The organism is Rhizobium redzepovicii, assembly GCF_019793435.1.
GTDB classification, from domain to species: Bacteria; Pseudomonadota; Alphaproteobacteria; order Rhizobiales; family Rhizobiaceae; genus Rhizobium; species Rhizobium redzepovicii.
On record NZ_JAILYH010000005.1, the window covers coordinates 49,018 to 65,260 of the forward strand.

The window sequence follows — 16,243 nt, forward strand, 5'->3', positions numbered from 1 at the left end:
ATCTCACGTGCTGGGCGCGTCGAGCGTATCGATCCTGCGCAATTTGGGGAAACTCGAAGCCCAGATCGCCGCCACCGCCAAAGTCCCGATTCCGCCGATAACGACCGCCGGCACCGCGCCGAAGATCGATGCCATCGTGCCCGCCCTGAATTCGCCGAGTTCGTTCGAAGCGCCGACGAAGACCATGTTGACCGCATTGACGCGGCCGCGCAGCTGATCGGGCGTCCAGAGCGCAATCAGGCTCTCGCGCACATAGACCGATACCATGTCGGCCGCCCCCATCAGCGCCAGCGCCGCGATCGAGACCTCGGTGTTAGTCGAGATGCCGAAGACGATGGTTCCCAAACCGAACAGGGCAACACCGATGAACATGTAGATACCGGCGCGGTGTTTGAGCGGATAGGCGGCGAGGAAGATCGCCATGACGATGGCGCCGAGCCCCGGTGCCGCGCGCAGCAGGCCGAGCCCCCAGGGGCCGAGCGTCAGGATATCGCGGGCGAAGATCGGCATCAGTGCCGTCGCGCCGCCAAGCAGAACGGCGAAGAGATCGAGCGAGATCGCCCCGAGCACGACCTTTTCGGCACGGATGAAACTGAAACCGCCGAGGATCATCGCCCAGCTCTTGGCCTCGCCCGTCGTCTTCTGTTCAGGCTTCGGGATCATGTAGAGGAGAGCCGCCCCGAGGATGGAAAAGACCACCGCCACCGTATAGGCGGTCGTCGCGCTGACGCCGTAGAGCAGACCGCCGATCACCGGCCCGGTGATTGCCGCGAGCTGCCAGGACGACGAATTCCAGGCGATCGCATTGGAAAGATCCTGCTCCGGCACCAGATTTGGAGCCAGCGACTGCACCGCCGGCGACATGAAGGCGCGTTCGATGCCGAAGATCAGAAGCACCGCGAAAACCGGCAGCGGCGTGAAAGTCCCCATTACAGTCATGATCAGCAGCACCAGCGTGCAGAGCGCACTCACCAGCGAGCAGAGGGCGGCGATTGCCCGGCGATTGTACCGGTCGGCCACCGAGCCGGTGACGAGCATGAGCAGCAGCGACGGCAGGAATTGCACGAGACCGATCAGGCCGAGATAGATCGCCTTGCCCGTCTGGTCGTACATCTGCCAGCCGACAGCGACGCTGACGATCTGCTGTGAGAAGGACAGCAGGAAGCGCGCTAGGAAGAACCGCGTGTAGGACGAATGCCGGAACGCGGCAAAACGGTCTCCGGTGGGCGAAAACGACATGGATGTTTTCCGAGGAGACGGGCGCGGGAATAGCTGAAAGGCCGCCCGTTAAACATGATTCACCGCGCGTTCCCACACGGCACTTGCTCGTTTAGTCGCCAATGTCTACATGTCTGTCAACAACGAATTGGAGAAGACGATGTTTGCGCTGTTTCAAACCATTGATTTGGCTTTGAATATTTACACCTGGATCCTGATTGCCAGTGCCATTTTTTCCTGGCTCTATGCCTTTAACGTCATCAACTCCAGCAATCAGTTCGTCAATTCGGTCGGCACATTCCTGTATAACGTCACCGAACCGGTGCTGAAGCCGATCCGCAGCCGGTTGCCGAACCTTGGCGGCATCGACATTTCGCCGATCATCCTGCTGCTGATCATTTTCTTCCTGCGCACCTTGCTTTGGACAACGCTGTATCCGCTGGTCGCTTGAGCCGTCCCTGGAGCCTTTTCGATGATCATGTCCGCCTCGCCGTCCGGCTTACGCCGAATGGCGGGCGTGACGCGATCGATGGCATCGAGGCGGATGGCGAGGGCGAAACGCACCTGAAGGCGCGCGTCACATCCGTCCCGGAAAAGGGCAAGGCCAACAAGGCCCTGATCCTTCTGGTCGCCCAATCGTTGCGCATCCCCAAATCCAGCATCAGCCTCGTCTCCGGCGACACTGCGCGCAATAAAATCCTCCGGATCGACGGCGACCCGGAGGATTTGGCAAAAAAGCTTGAAACGCTTTTAGGCTGAACAATCAGCCCTTCGTCTTCTTGGCGCGCTCGACGGCTTCGAGGATAAGCTGGCCGGCTTCCTTGGAATCGCCCCAGCCGAAGATCTTCACCCACTTGCCGGGTTCCAGATCCTTGTAGTGCTCGAAGAAGTGCTCGATCTGCTTCAGCGTGATCTCGGGAAGGTCGGTGTAGTCCTTGACCTTCTCATAGCGCAGCGTCAGCTTCGGCGACGGCACGGCGATGATCTTTTCGTCCTTGCCGGAATTGTCTTCCATCTTCAGGACGCCGATCGGGCGCACATTGATGACGCAGCCCGGAACCAACGGACGGGTGCTGGCGATCAGCACGTCGATCGGGTCGCCGTCTTCAGACAGCGTGTGCGGCACGAAACCATAATTGCCCGGATAGGTCATCGGCGTGTAGAGGAAACGATCGACAACCAGCGTGCCGGCTTCCTTGTCCATTTCATACTTGATGGGATGGCCGCCGACGGGAACCTCGACGATAACGTTGACGTCCTCAGGTGGATTATTACCGATGGAAATGGCGTCGATGCGCATAGGAACTCCCGCGGGGTTGAATTTCTCGCAGCCAGATAATCAGTTTCATCTCGCAACGCAACATTTGAGATCACCAATGCGTGATGGCATCGGCGCAAAGAACTCGAAACTTTCGAAGAGGGGCAGGCGATTACCGACCTAGCCGGTCAGTTCCAGATGAAGCCGATTTTCTTCAGCTGCTTGTGGTCGAAATTTTCCATGCCTTCGCAGAAATCGACACCGCCGTGATGGCGGTAGAACCGGCCGGCGCTCTCGTTTTCCTCGAGGCACCAGACGACCAGCCCGTTGCAGCCGAGCGACTTCAGCAGCCGGCGCGCCTCGCCGAACAGCATTCGGCCGAGGCCGATGCCCTGATATTCCGGCCGAAGATAGAGCTCGTAGATTTCGCCTTCCTGCGGCAAAGCGCGGGCGCGGTTGAGACCGAGCGTCGCGTAGCCGGCAACCGTTCCCGCGACATCGAGAACCAGGAGCGTCGCCGGTCCACGCGTCGCCTTGCGCCACCAGTTTTCACCGCGGCGTTCGATCATTTGCGTCAGCGCCCGATGCGGGATAATGCCTGCGTATGTGTGCTGCCAGGCAAGCCTGTGCGTTTCCGATATGGCTCGGGCATCGTGTGGTTCGGCCCGCCGAACATCGATCGACAACGTCTTCATAACGTTTACTCTGGTCCCGCCGAAGGCAATTAACCATATGCAGCCAGCGCATCGTGATCGATTGCCCACAGACTTGATATGTGGACGACAGATAAAATTTAACGCTTTTTTAACGATTGTCACAAGTCGGAATCAGCGCGGCGCACAATAAAAAACCCCGGCACGAAGGCCGGGGTTTCAAAGGGTGCTTTGAAGCTCTCAGAGAGCCGCTTTCGACTTCTCGAAACGCTTGCGATCGTTTGCGTCGAGATACATCTTGCGCAGGCGAATATTCTTCGGCGTCACTTCCATCAGCTCGTCTTCCTGGATCCAGGAAAGCGCACGATCGAGCGTCATGCGGATCGGCGGCGTCAGCTTGACGGCTTCGTCCTTGCCGGCGGCGCGGATATTGGTCAGCTGCTTGCCCTTCAGGACATTCACTTCAAGGTCGTTGTCGCGCGTATGGATGCCGATGATCATGCCGGCATAGACCTTTTCACCCGGCTCGATGATCATCGGGCCGCGGTCTTCCAGGTTGAACATCGCATATGCGACGGCTTCGCCGGGAGCATTGGCGAGCAGCACGCCGTTGACGCGGCCACCGATCACGCCCTTGTAGGGCTGGTAGTCGTGGAACAGGCGGTTCATGATCGCCGTGCCGCGCGTATCCGTCAGCAGTTCCGACTGGTAGCCGATCAGGCCGCGGGTCGGTGCGTAGAAACGCAGGCGGAGGCGATTGCCGCCCGACGGACGCAGCTCGACCATTTCGGCCTTGCGCTCGGACATCTTCTGGACGACGACACCGGAATGTTCTTCATCGACGTCGACGACGACTTCTTCGATCGGCTCCAGAAGCTGTCCGCTTTCATCCTTGTGCATGACGACGCGCGGTCGCGACACGGCAAGCTCGAAGCCTTCGCGACGCATTGTTTCGATGAGAACGGCGAGCTGAAGTTCGCCGCGGCCGGACACGTAGAACGAATCCTTGCCTTCGGCTTCTTCGATCTTCAGGGCGACGTTGCCTTCGGCTTCCTTGAAGAGACGGTCGCGGATGACGCGTGAGGTCACCTTGTCGCCTTCGGTGCCCGCCAGCGGGCTGTCGTTGACGATGAAGGACATGGTGACCGTCGGTGGGTCGATCGGCTGGGCCTTCATGGCTTCCGAGACGGCCGGGTCGCAGAACGTATCGGCGACAGTACCCTTGGAGAGGCCGGCGATCGCGACGATGTCGCCCGCATGGGCTTCGTCGATTGCCGTGCGCTCGATGCCGCGGAAGGCGAGGATCTTGGAGATGCGGCCGGTTTCGATCAGCTTGCCGTCCTGGCCGAGAACCTTGACGGCTTGGTTCGGCTTGATCGAGCCCGATGCGATGCGGCCGGTGATGATACGGCCGAGGAAGGGGTTGGCTTCGAGGATCGTGCCGATCATCCGGAACGGGCCTTCTTCGACCGTCGGCTCCGGAACATGCTTGAGCACCAGGTCGAGAAGCGGTGCAAGGCCCTCATCCTTCGGCCCTTCCGGATTGACGTTCATCCAGCCGTCGCGGCCCGAACCGTAGAGGATCGGAAAGTCGAGCTGCTCGTCGGTCGCGTCGAGATTGGCGAAAAGATCGAAGACTTCGTTGATGACTTCTTCGTGGCGGCCGTCCGGACGGTCGATCTTGTTGATCGCGACGATCGGGCGAAGGCCGACCTTCAGCGCCTTGCCGACGACAAACTTGGTCTGCGGCATCGGGCCTTCGGACGCATCGACGAGAACGATCGCGCCGTCCACCATCGAGAGAATGCGCTCGACCTCACCGCCGAAGTCGGCGTGGCCGGGCGTATCGACGATGTTGATACGCACACCTTTCCACTCGACCGAGGTTGCCTTGGCGAGAATGGTGATGCCGCGTTCTTTTTCGAGATCGTTCGAGTCCATCACGCGTTCAGCGACACGCTGATTTTCGCGGAACGAGCCGGACTGCTTGAGAAGCTCATCCACCAGGGTCGTCTTGCCATGGTCAACGTGCGCGATGATCGCGATATTGCGAAGTGCCATATGTGAAATCTCTGAGGCTGCGGCGCACGCTCTTGAGGACGCGCCTATTGGTTTGGGGCGTCCATACAGTTTTTTTTGCGTTTGCGAAAGAGGGGAACGCGCAAAAGCTGCGGCATGGCTGCCGCCATGCCGCATCGAAGCGTGTCATCAAATTGTCTTAGGCGTCGCTGCCTGTCAATTCCTCGAAGGTCGAAAGTCCCTTTTTGACCAGCATCGCATCCGGGCTCGGCAGCTTGCCGCGGAAAGCCTTGTAGGCGTCCTCCGGATCGACCGAGCCGCCGACGGAATAGATGTTTTCCTTGAGCTTGCGCGCCATCTCGCCGTTGAAGGCGTCGCCCGTCTCCTCGAAGGCGGCAAAGGCGTCGGCGTCGAGCACCTCCGACCACATGTAGGAGTAATAGCCGGCCGAATAACCGCCGGAGAAGATATGCTGGAAGTGCGGCGTCGCGTGGCGCATGACGATCGACTTCGGCATGCCGATCTCGGCCAGCACCTCGGCCTGCACCGCCATCGGGTCGGCGACCGCCTCTCGCGTGTGAAAGGCCATATCAACAAGCGCCGACGAGGTGAACTCGACGGTGTTGAAGCCGGCATTGAAAGTGCGCGCGGCCAACACCTTGTCGAGCAGCGCCTGCGGCATCGGCTCGCCGGTTTCGACATGCACGGCATAACGCTTCAAAATAGCGGGCACTGTCAGCCAGTGCTCGTAGAGCTGTGAGGGAAGCTCGACGAAATCGCGCGAAACGCCGGTGCCGGAGACCGAGGGGTAGGTGACATTCGACAGCATGCCGTGCAGCGCGTGGCCGAATTCGTGGAACAGCGTGCGCGCATCGTCGAGCGACAGCAGCGCCGGTTTGCCCTCGGCCGGCTTGGCGAAGTTGCAGACATTGTAGATGATTGGCAGCTCGCCGTGGCGGCCATTCTTCAGTTCGAGCCTGTGCTGCGATTGCAGCGAGCTCATCCAAGCGCCCGATCGTTTCGAGCCGCGGGCGAAATAATCGCCGAGGAAGAGGGCGACCAGCCGGTCTTCGCGGTCCCGGATCTCAAACACCCTGACATCCGGGTGATAGGCGGCCACGCCCTTCTTCTCGACGGCGCGGATACCGAACAGCCGTTGGGCCACGTCGAAGCAGGCCTCGATGATCTTCTCGAGTTGCAGATAGGGCTTGAGCTCGGCTTCGGAAAAATCGAATTTCCGCGCCCTGATCTTTTCGGCGTAATGGCGCCAGTCCCAGGGCATCACCTCGTGGTTACGCCCCTCCTCGGCGATCAGCGCCGCGATATCGGCCTCCTCCTCGCCGGCACGTTTCACCGCCCGCGCCCAGACGGCTTTGAGCAGGTCGTTCACCGCCTCCGCCGTCTTTGCCATCGTGTTGTCGAGCTTCAGCTCGGCGAAATTGCCGTAACCGAGCAGGCTCGCCACCCGATGGCGCAGCGCCAGCGTTTCCTTGATGACGCCGCGATTGTCCGTTTCGCCGTCATTTTCGCCGCGCGCCACCCAAGCCTTGAAAGCCTGCTCGCGCAGATCGCGGCGCTCCGAAAAGGTGAGGAACGGCTCGATGATCGAGCGCGACAGCGTCACCGCATATTTGCCCTCGTCGCCGCGTTCGCGCGCCGCCGCGGCCATCGCGTCGCGCAGAAATGCCGGCAGCCCGTCGAGTTCGGCCCCATCGGAAAGCACCAAGGCCCAGGCCTTCTCATCGGCAAGCACGTTCTGGCCGAATTGCGTGCCGAGACCGGCAAGCTTTTCATTCATCTCGGCGAGTTTCTCCTGCTCGGCCTTCTCGAGCTTGGCGCCCGATTTGACGAAGCCTTTCCAGTGGCGCTCCAGCACGCGTGTCTGTTCGAGCGTCAGGCCGAGGCTTTCGCGTTTTTCCCAGAGCGTGTCGATGCGGGCAAAGAGCGCGGCATTCATGCCGATCTTCGAATAGTGGCGCGACATCTTCGGCGAGATCTCCCGCTCCAGCGCCTGGATCACATCATTGGTATGCGCGCCCGCCTTGTTCCAGAACAGCGCCGAAACGCGCGACAGTGCATCGCCGGCGATCTCCAGCGCCGTGACCGTATTGTCGAATGTCGGCGCCTCGGCATTTTCGGCGATCTCGTCGATCTCCCGTTCATGGGCGGCAAGCGCCGCTTCGAAGGCGGCGGCGAAATCGCCGTCATCGACAGCATCGAAACGCGGCAGGCCGTGAAGGCCGTCCCAAGTCACCAGCGCCGGATTGAAATCATGGGGAGAAGGCATCGGAGAATTCCTTTTTGGCATGCACGGGTTCGTCAATATAGGAGAGCTGTCGTAGAATTGGTATGCGGCAAGGACCTTTTGCCTCGCCTGCAAAATCTGGTGGACAAAAATTGACGCGCGAAAATTAACCATTCTTTAACGATTGACGCGAATCACGGGCGGGCGCTAGTTTTCCCATGTTTCTTCCTGCACGGGGACATGCGCCATGGAAATTTTTTCTGTGCGGTCTTCTCAGAGTTTGCTATTTAAAAACAACCCTAATAACGCAAAAAGTTCGAAGACCTCTGATATTGAATTCGAGACCCGAGCTCCCGCCCCGGCCCCGTTCCAGATCGACGACAATAGTGATGAAAGTCCGGATTTCACTGCGGTCAGCCCTGGTGAACTGCGCAACTACGCGCGTCAGAGTTTCGACAGCGGCGTGATCGATCAGAACACCTACGCTGCGATCTCCGAGCCTCTGCCGATGCACGCGATCGATCCGCTCGGCAACGTCATCGACCTCTCCAGCGTCACCGACGGCACGAGCTTCAACTTTCTCGATTATTACAAAAGTCAGTTGCAGATCGCCACATCGATCGGCGATCCCGATGAAGTCCAGACGCTGAAATCGATCGTCGATTTCCTGGATAGTTGAATCAGGCCTTGCGCCAGCCGATGAGGCCGGGCGTTGCGTGCCAGAGTGCCTGTGCGGCAAACCCCATGAAGAGGACGCCGGAGCAGCGCACGATCAGCCGCTCATGGGCGCGATAGAAGCGGCGAACCGCGCCGGCGCCGATGATGCCGATCAGGATGATGTCGGCCGTCACGAAACCGACGAAGGACACGCAGAGAAGCATCGGCAAGGCCTCGAAATCAAGCGCCCCGGCCGAGCCCGCGACCAGTGCGGTGAAGGTGGCGAGCGCCACGGGATAGCCCTTTGGATTGGTGACGCCGAAGATCAGCCCGCGGCGAAACGGCCGCTCGACCACCACCAGAGCCTGTCCCTCGGCTTTCGGCTTGGCATTGACGGCGCTCCAGCCGATCCAGGCAAGGTAGAAGCCGCAGGCAAGGCCGAGCAGGTCGAAGACGAAGGTTCCGATGGTCTTGGCGCCGACGATCGCGATCAGCGCCAGTGACGACCAGATGAGATCCCCGACCAGATGCCCCATCATGAAAAAAGCGCCGGCCTTGCGGCCCTGCCCGGCACCGATGCCGAGCAGCTGCAGAAAGGCCGGTCCCGGAATGAGCACGTAGAAGAGCGCCGCCAGGAAGGCGCCGAAGACCAGGGACTGAGTCATGGAGATGCTCCGGAGGATGACCGCGGTAGAGTAAGCCATCCCGGGTATCCGTCAAGGGCGGTTAAATGGCGATGTAAAGCGGCATGGATGAGCATCGAGAGGGTGGTTCTCATTTTCGCTGGGTACCGGCCTGGGCTTTCGGCAAGTAAATTTCGCCCATTCGATCAAGGCTTTCCCTTGATTGCCAACCGACTGCCGGCATCACCGAGGTCGAAGGCTAAAGTGACGCAACTTCAAGAGGGTGAACATGATGGACAGACTCTTCTATATCGGCGTGTCAGCCGCTCTGTTTGCGGCCTTTGCCTTTTCGCTCAACTTTGTTGTTCCCTTCATCATCGGTGATTATTCCACCTTTGATTTCGCCCTCATCCGTCATGTTGTCTCGGGTCTGGTCGGGCTATACATTCTGTTTTCGGAAAAGCGCGTCGTGCGCCATCTCACACTTCGGAACTGTTTACAGGCCATCTGGCTCGCCTTCATCGGATATGTCGGTTACTTCCTGACGGTGACGGGAGCAGCCGTCTTTGCCGGCCCCGTGATCGCTCCGGCCTTTCTCGGTCTGGTGCCGATCGTGTTGATGGTCATTGGCAATCGACGTCAGGGATCATTGCCGTGGCGGTCCCTCATGGCGCCTTTGGCGCTTGTGCTGGCCGGCCTTATCCTCGTCAACGGCACGGCATTCACGGCTCAGGGATTGAACTCCGTCGAATCCTTGTGGGTTGGCGTGCCGCTGGCGCTCGCTGCCGTGGGACTTTGGGTCTGGTTCGCTCTCACCAATCAGGCTGCACTCGCCGCTCGCCCGGAAATGCCCTCCGGTGTGTGGTCGGCCCTGATATTGGTCGGAGGTGGCGTCTTGATGCTGGCCTTCTATCCCGTCGGTGCCGCAATGGACCTCTTCCAGCTTCCAGCACTGGGATTCGGCTGGAGTGCCGCCGGCAACTTGTATGTTTGGGGTGCGTCTTTCGCGCTGCTGGCAACCGCAGGCGGCGTCTGGGCCTGGAACATTGCCTCACGCAGCCTGCCCGTTGCCCTGGCTGCGCAGCTGATCGTTTCGGAAACAGCCTTCGGTGTCATCGGCGGACTTATCGTGCACGCTCGTTGGCCAACACCGATCGAAGTCGCTGGGGTGGTAGTCCTGATCGCTGGCGTTGTTCTGTCAGTACGAATTTTCTATGCTCGCCTATTTGCCCCGGTAAGGACATTGCTTGCGCAGGAGTGATCTCTGGACGCTGGCCACTCAAATTCTTCGATCGAACACAGCGACCGGCGTCTTCAGCCGATAGAGCGTCGTCGGTCGCCGGGCCCGCTCGGTCTGTCGTTTTTCGCCCTCGACCACTTCGAGCAGATCAAGATCGTTGACCTTGCGGCGAAAGGCGCTTTGGTCCAGCCGCTCGCCCATCACCGTCTCATAGATTGCCTGCAGTTCCGACATCGTGAAGACCTCGGGAAGCAGCCTTGCCGGAATGGTCGAGTAGGCGCCCTTGCCGCGCAGCCGCGCCAGCGCGGCGATGACGATCTCCTGATGGTCGAAGGGCAGTTCGCCTGCGGTCTCGACCGGCCGCAATTCCAGGGGGCTGGCGGCACCCTCCAACGCTCCCTGCGGGACCAGCGCAAAATAGGCGATCGATACCGACCAGTCGCGAGGATCTCGCCGCGCCGAAGCGAAGGTCGCCAGCTGTTCGAAGAAAATGCCCTCAAGCCCTGCCTTGGCCTTGAGGATGCGCCGCACCGCCGACTCCGCATCGGCGTCCTCGTCAACGTGCAGATAGCCGCCGATCAGCGCCGGAACGCCGGCAAAGGGCTCGGCGGGCCGCGGCAGCAAGGCCACGCATAATCGTCCTTGGTGCAGCGTCAGCAAGACGATGTCGACCGTCACGATCGGCCGCGCGAATTCAGCTTCTGCCATTGGCATCTTTCTGGTGAGCGTTCCGGGCTTTCATAACGGCCAATCATAAAAATAACAATTTGCAAATAGCAATTTGCAAAATGCAATTTGCAAGTCTATATGATTGCTAACGAGGGCAGCGGGCAGAACCTGCAAGCCTGATCGCCAAGGCAACAGCAAAGGAGTGATGCCATGGGTATGGGACGTTTCAGCACAGCCGACTGGGCGGCCTACAACGCACGCCATGTGGATGGCCGCAGCCGATCCGAAGTATTCGGCGCCACCGGCATCGACCCCCGGTTCGATCCGGCGCGCTTTCCCACCCGCGAGAGCCGCGACAGCGGCTACAATCCGCAGTCGACTCCGATTATTCTCGCCTCGGATGTGACCGGCTCGATGGGCATGATCGCCCACGAGCTCATGCGCGGCGGGCTCATCACACTGACATCGGAGATCTATGACCGCCGGCCGGTATCCGATCCGCATATCATGGTGGCGGCGATCGGAGATGCGTATACCGATACCGCACCGCTGCAGGCCACCCAGTTCGAGGCCGACATCTCGCTTGCCAGCCAGATCCGCGCCCTGTGGCTCGAAGGCAATGGCGGCGGCAATGACGGCGAGAGCTACAGCGCCGCCCACCTTCTGGCAGCCCTCAAAACCTCGACCGATGCCTTCGAGAGGCGCGGCCGCAAAGGCTATCTTTTCACCATTGGCGACGAGCCGGTTCACAATGGCCTGACTGCCGACCAGATCGCTCGCATCTTCGGCATCGAACCGCCGCGCGGTCTGAGCGCCCGAGAATGCCTGGCGATGGCGCAGAGAGCCTATGAGGTCTTCCACATCGTCATCCGCGAGGGTTACGCAGCCGCGCGGCTCGATCGGGTGCTGGCGAGCTGGCAGCCCTTGCTGCCAGGCCGGACCTTCGTGCTCGATGACCACAGGCGCATCGCCGAACTGGTGGTGTCGATCATCGAGATCACCGAGGGCCGGGATGCCGGCGAGGTGGCCGCCAGCTGGCCGGGTGCGGCTGCCGCAGTCGTCGCCAAGGCCATCGGCGAACGCCCGAAGCGGCGCCTATTGCCGTTCTTCTAAGCCGGGAAAGTGCGAGACGCTTTCCGGGGGATTTAAAAACAAAAGGTTGGAGCGGTTCTGAGCACCCACAAAAAGCTGAACCGCTCCGGCCCCAAATCGTAGAGAACAAAAGCCCGGCGCGCTCCGGGAACCATTTTGAGGAGCAGAAGATGAGCACTCGAGCACAGGCCGTGATCGGCGCGCTTTATGGCGACGAAGGCAAGGGGCTGATGGTCGATCGCCTTGCCGCGGCCACGCCGAGGGCCGTGGTAGTTCGCAGCAATGGCGGCGCTCAGGCCGGCCACACCGTGGTCGATCCCGCTGGCCGCCGCCATGTCTTCCATCACATCGGCTCGGGCAGCTTTGCCGGGGCCGCCACGCATTTCAGCCGCTTTTTCGTCGCCCATCCGATGCTGCTGCTCGGCGAGCTGGCGGATCTCAGCCAGCTCGGGGCGAGGCCTGAGATCAGCAGCGACCCGCGGGCACCGATCACCACGCCCTTCGACGTCATCATCAACCAGGCCTTGGAGCTGGCGCGCGGCACTGCCCGTCACGGCAGCTGCGGCCTCGGCTTCGGCGAGACCATCGAGCGCAATCTGCACCCGGATTTCGCCCTCTCGACCAAGGATCTGTTCCGCCCCGATCTGCACGCCCGCCTTGTTTCGATCCGCGATGCCTGGGTGCCTATCCGGCTGGCCGCGCTCGGCATCACCGCCCTGCCCGCAGAACTGGCCGCCGCGCTGCCCGACGACACCACCATCGCCCGCTTCGAGGCCGATTGCGCCGCCTATCTCGACTGCGTCACGCTCTGGCCCGACCGACGGCTGTGCGAACGCGGTGCCGTCATTTTCGAGGCGGCGCAGGGCCTCGGGCTCGATCAGGATTGTGGCGCCTTCCCCCACGTCACCCGCTCGAATACCGGGCTCGCCAATATGCTCGCTATTGCAGCCGAAGCCGGCATCACCGAACTCGAAGCAACATATGCGACACGCTGCTACACCACCCGGCACGGCGCAGGCCCCCTCAAGGGGGAAACTCCGACACTTCCCGGCGTCAATGTCGTCGACCCCACCAACGCGCCGAACGAGTGGCAAGGGTGCCTGAGGCTCGCCCCGCTTGATCTCGGCCTGTTGCGTGAGGCCATAACCCGCGATCTGACGGTGGACCGCAACGGTACCACGGTTAGAGCCGGACTGACGGTGACCTGCCTCGATCAGGCGGAGGACGGGTTTGCCGTGACGGATTGCGAAGAGCTGATACGGCTTGATCCTGCGAAAGCCGCGTCTGAGATAGCCGGTCTTGTCGGCCTGCCGCTCTGGGCCGAAAGCTGGGGACCGAGTCGCGGTGACGTCAGGCCGTGCTTGGATGCAGCTGCCGCGTGAATCACCGGCAATAAATAGAGCCCGCGCGGCAATGCCGGCGGGCTCCAACCAGTTCGAAAGCGAACCCGGGATTTACTTCGCGAGGTTGCGCTTCCCGAGCGTGCGCAGGCGCAACGCGTTGAGCTTGATGAAGCCGGCTGCGTCCTTCTGGTCGTAGGCGCCCTGATCGTCCTCGAAGGTGACGAGCTTGTCGGAATAGAGCGACTTTTCGCTTTCGCGGCCAATGACCATGACATTGCCTTTGTAGAGCTTCAGCGTCACTTCGCCTTCGACATGCTCCTGGCTCTTGTCGATCAGTGCCTGCAGCATCTCGCGCTCCGGCGAGAACCAGAAGCCGTAATAGATCAGCTCGGCGTAACGCGGCATGATCTCGTCCTTGAGATGCGCAGCCCCGCGATCGAGCGTGATCGATTCGATGGCGCGATGCGCCGAGAGCAGGATCGTGCCGCCGGGCGTTTCGTAAACGCCGCGCGACTTCATGCCGACGAAACGGTTCTCGACGAGGTCGAGACGGCCGATGCCGTTGTCGCGGCCGTAATTGTTGAGCGTTGCCAGCAGCGTCGCCGGCGACATCTCGACGCCGTTGATCGAGACGGCATCGCCCTTGCGGAAGCCGACCTTTATCACCGTCGCCTTGTCGGGCGCGGCCTCAGGCGAGATCGTGCGCATATGCACATATTCCGGCGCCTCCTGGGCGGGGTCCTCGAGAACCTTGCCCTCGGAAGAGGAATGCAGAAGGTTGGCGTCGACGGAGAATGGCGCCTCGCCCTTCTTGTCCTTGGCGACGGGGATCTGATGCTGTTCGGCGAAGGCGAGCAGGTCGGTGCGGCTCTTGAAGGACCAATCGCGCCACGGCGCGATGATCTTGATGTCGGGGTTCAGGGCATAGGCTGAGAGTTCGAAACGAACCTGGTCGTTGCCCTTGCCGGTGGCGCCGTGGGCGATCGCATCCGCACCCGTCTTGCGGGCGATATCGATCAGATGTTTGGAAATCAGCGGCCGGGCGATCGAGGTGCCGAGCAGGTAGACGCCTTCGTAAACGGCATTGGCACGGAACATCGGGAAGACGAAATCGCGCACGAATTCCTCGCGCACATCCTCGATGTAGATCTCCTTGATGCCGAGCATCTCGGCTTTCTTGCGCGCCGGCTCCAGCTCTTCGCCCTGGCCGAGATCGGCGGTGAAGGTGACGACTTCGGCGCCGAGTTCCGTCTGCAGCCACTTCAGGATGATCGAGGTGTCGAGGCCGCCGGAATAGGCGAGAACGACTTTCTTCACGTCTTTGTATGATGCCATGATGATGAGGTCCGTTGCATAAAAAGGCCGGCGAAAACCCGGTGTCGCGGCACTTTTAGCGAGATTGGCGCGTGACGCAAGGGCAAGTGCCAAGCCGCCGGCGCGATAGCGTTGACAGCGCCAAAGCGGAGCCCATATTCGCCAACGTCCGAGCAATGATCGAGGAGGGGCTCCCCGTGACCAATATTCAAGACATTTTCAAGAAATCCAATGTTGCCGTCGTCACCGGCGGGGCGTCCGGCATCGGCCTGGCGGCGGCGAAATATTTCGCCGGGCGCGGCATGAGCGTCGCCATCGCCGATCTCGGCGGCGATCGGCTGGCCGAGGCCGCCGACCAACTCAAGGCCATTGCCGGCGAGGAAAATGTGATGGCGGTCGAAACCGACGTCGCATCCAGGGACTCGCTGGAGGCGCTCGAACGTGCCGTGCTCCAGCGTTTCGGCCGCGTGCACGTGCTGATGAACAATGCCGGCATCGGCCCGGAAACCTCGATCTTCAGCCCACAGGCCAACTGGGACCATATCTTCGCCGTCAACCTGATGGGCGTCATCAACGGCACGCGCACCTTCGGCCCGAAGATGCTGTCGCACGGCGAGCCCGGCCTGATCATCAACACCGGTTCGAAACAGGGCATCACCACGCCGCCCGGCAATCCCGCCTACAATATCTCCAAATCGGGCGTGAAGGTCTTTACCGAAGCGCTGGAGCATGAGCTTCGCAACATCGACGGCGGCAAGATCTCCGCCCATCTTCTGATCCCCGGCTTCGTCTTCACCGGCCTCACCAAGGGCGACCGCGCGGAAAAACCGGCCGGCGCCTGGACACCGGAGCAGACCGTCGACTTCATGGTCGAAAGCCTCGAGCGCGGCGATTTCTATATCCTCTGCCCCGACAACGATGTGGCCCGGCCGGTCGACGAACGCCGAATGGCCTGGGCGGCCGGCGACATCATCGAGAATCGCCCGCCGCTGTCGCGCTGGCACAAGGACTATGCCGATAAGTTCAAGGCCTTCCTCGAACAGAAGTGATCGGCGGCACTGCATATCATCAGGACGTGTGCAGCGGTTCCGGGAGAACGATATGCACAAAACAAACAGCGAGTGCGCGTCGCATGAATCAAGCTTCATGCGACGCGCATGAGAAGGTTTGATTGGTAATTTTCCGAAAGCCGGATAAGAGATCGTCAGGTCTTTCCGGCTTTCGGAGTGTGCCATGGATTTCCTGCCCAGCCTGCCGACGCTGCTCGGCTTTGCCGCCGCGACGCTGCTGCTCGCGGCGACCCCCGGCCCCGACATGACGCTGTCGATCAGTCGCGCGCTCGCCCAGGGCAAGTATGCAGCACTCTTCGTCGTGGTCGGCACCAGTCTCGGCATCGTCGTTCACACCATGCTGGTCGCCTTCGGCATTTCGGCGCTGATCACTGCCTCGCCGAGCGCCTTCCTGATCCTGAAAACCGGCGGCGCCGGCTATCTGCTCTGGCTGGCGGTGCAGGCGATCCGCTTCGGCTCGAAGCTCACCGTCGCCAAGGTCGAGGAACAGAAGGGCACAGTGCTTTCGAACATCTCGTCTGGCTTCTGGGTCAATCTTCTGAACCCCAAGGTCATTATTTTCTTCATGACCTTCCTGCCGCAATTCGTCAGCGCCGGCGATCCCGCCGTCACGCAGAAGCTGCTGTTCCTCGGGCTTTGCTTCATTCTGATCGGCATGCCCGTCAATGCCAGCGTGATCTTCGCCGCCGACTGGCTGGCTTCCTGGCTGCAGAACAACAGAAAGGTGCTGCGCGGCATGGACTATACCTTCGCCGGCGTCTTCTCGATCTTCGCCGCGAAAATCCTGCTCACGCAGGCCAGATGATCAGCACCATGTCAGGCCAATTAGCCGATCAGCACGC

16 protein-coding genes are annotated in these 16,243 nt (G+C 61.1%); 8 read left to right on the forward strand and 8 right to left on the reverse strand.

Annotated features, from left to right (window positions below; all coding sequences use genetic code 11):
• Positions 1-3 precede the first annotated feature (3 nt).
• Positions 4-1,239, reverse strand: coding sequence for an MFS transporter (locus K6N12_RS09250; RefSeq protein ID WP_097624927.1), 1,236 nt, complete (start codon positions 1,237-1,239; stop codon positions 4-6).
• Between the two features lie 139 nt (positions 1,240-1,378).
• Between K6N12_RS09250 and K6N12_RS09255 the strand changes: the two genes are divergently transcribed.
• Together K6N12_RS09255 and K6N12_RS09260 are read left to right on the forward strand one after the other, a co-directional pair.
• Positions 1,379-1,669 (forward strand): YggT family protein, encoded by a 291-nt coding sequence (locus K6N12_RS09255; protein WP_003543619.1) that lies wholly within the window; start codon positions 1,379-1,381, stop codon positions 1,667-1,669.
• A complete protein-coding gene (locus K6N12_RS09260) occupies positions 1,666-1,977 on the forward strand; it encodes a DUF167 domain-containing protein (RefSeq protein WP_097624928.1) in 312 nt (103 codons plus the stop codon). The genes K6N12_RS09255 and K6N12_RS09260 overlap by 4 nt, the downstream gene beginning before the upstream one ends.
• A 4-nt stretch (positions 1,978-1,981) precedes the next feature.
• Here K6N12_RS09260 and ppa read toward each other — a convergent pair whose 3' ends face one another.
• The 4 genes from ppa to K6N12_RS09280 form a co-directional block, all read right to left on the reverse strand.
• Positions 1,982-2,518, reverse strand: a complete 537-nt coding sequence (ppa, locus tag K6N12_RS09265) for an inorganic diphosphatase (protein ID WP_012559229.1) — start codon at positions 2,516-2,518, stop codon at positions 1,982-1,984.
• A gap of 146 nt (positions 2,519-2,664) precedes the next feature.
• The gene (locus K6N12_RS09270; RefSeq protein WP_097624929.1) at positions 2,665-3,171 is read right to left on the reverse strand and encodes a GNAT family N-acetyltransferase; all 507 of its coding nucleotides are present in this window, start codon (positions 3,169-3,171) and stop codon (positions 2,665-2,667) included.
• Between the two features lie 198 nt (positions 3,172-3,369).
• The gene (typA, locus tag K6N12_RS09275; RefSeq protein WP_097624930.1) at positions 3,370-5,190 is read right to left on the reverse strand and encodes a translational GTPase TypA; all 1,821 of its coding nucleotides are present in this window, start codon (positions 5,188-5,190) and stop codon (positions 3,370-3,372) included.
• A 157-nt stretch (positions 5,191-5,347) separates the two neighbouring features.
• A complete protein-coding gene (locus K6N12_RS09280) occupies positions 5,348-7,435 on the reverse strand; it encodes a M3 family metallopeptidase (RefSeq protein ID WP_097624931.1) in 2,088 nt (695 codons plus the stop codon).
• A gap of 205 nt (positions 7,436-7,640) precedes the next feature.
• On the opposite strand from K6N12_RS09280, the gene K6N12_RS09285 reads away from it, so the two are divergent.
• Entirely contained in the window at positions 7,641-8,072 is a 432-nt protein-coding gene (locus K6N12_RS09285) for a hypothetical protein (protein WP_097624932.1), read from the forward strand.
• 1 nt (position 8,073) lies between these two features.
• Here K6N12_RS09285 and K6N12_RS09290 read toward each other — a convergent pair whose 3' ends face one another.
• Positions 8,074-8,715 (reverse strand): LysE family translocator, encoded by a 642-nt coding sequence (locus K6N12_RS09290; protein ID WP_097624933.1) that lies wholly within the window; start codon positions 8,713-8,715, stop codon positions 8,074-8,076.
• A gap of 250 nt (positions 8,716-8,965) precedes the next feature.
• Between K6N12_RS09290 and K6N12_RS09295 the strand changes: the two genes are divergently transcribed.
• Positions 8,966-9,934 (forward strand): DMT family transporter, encoded by a 969-nt coding sequence (locus K6N12_RS09295; RefSeq protein WP_131710939.1) that lies wholly within the window; start codon positions 8,966-8,968, stop codon positions 9,932-9,934.
• A gap of 18 nt (positions 9,935-9,952) precedes the next feature.
• Here the strand turns inward: K6N12_RS09295 and K6N12_RS09300 are convergent, their stop codons facing one another.
• Positions 9,953-10,621 carry an NUDIX hydrolase gene (locus K6N12_RS09300; protein WP_097624934.1) on the reverse strand — a complete coding sequence of 223 codons (669 nt, stop codon included), beginning with the start codon at positions 10,619-10,621 and terminating at the stop codon, positions 9,953-9,955.
• Between the two features lie 171 nt (positions 10,622-10,792).
• On the opposite strand from K6N12_RS09300, the gene K6N12_RS09305 reads away from it, so the two are divergent.
• Together K6N12_RS09305 and K6N12_RS09310 are read left to right on the forward strand one after the other, a co-directional pair.
• On the forward strand, positions 10,793-11,695 hold the full coding sequence (locus K6N12_RS09305) for a hypothetical protein (RefSeq protein WP_097624935.1): 903 nt from the start codon (positions 10,793-10,795) through the stop codon (positions 11,693-11,695).
• A gap of 149 nt (positions 11,696-11,844) precedes the next feature.
• On the forward strand, positions 11,845-13,056 hold the full coding sequence (locus K6N12_RS09310) for an adenylosuccinate synthetase (protein ID WP_097624936.1): 1,212 nt from the start codon (positions 11,845-11,847) through the stop codon (positions 13,054-13,056).
• Between the two features lie 72 nt (positions 13,057-13,128).
• Here the strand turns inward: K6N12_RS09310 and K6N12_RS09315 are convergent, their stop codons facing one another.
• Positions 13,129-14,352: an argininosuccinate synthase gene (locus tag K6N12_RS09315; protein WP_097624937.1), complete on the reverse strand. Its 1,224-nt coding sequence runs from the start codon at positions 14,350-14,352 to the stop codon at positions 13,129-13,131.
• A 176-nt stretch (positions 14,353-14,528) separates the two neighbouring features.
• Between K6N12_RS09315 and K6N12_RS09320 the strand changes: the two genes are divergently transcribed.
• Entirely contained in the window at positions 14,529-15,380 is an 852-nt protein-coding gene (locus tag K6N12_RS09320) for an SDR family NAD(P)-dependent oxidoreductase (protein ID WP_097625141.1), read from the forward strand.
• Between the two features lie 184 nt (positions 15,381-15,564).
• A complete protein-coding gene (locus tag K6N12_RS09325; RefSeq protein WP_097624938.1) occupies positions 15,565-16,206 on the forward strand; it encodes a LysE family translocator in 642 nt (213 codons plus the stop codon).
• Positions 16,207-16,243 lie beyond the last annotated feature (37 nt).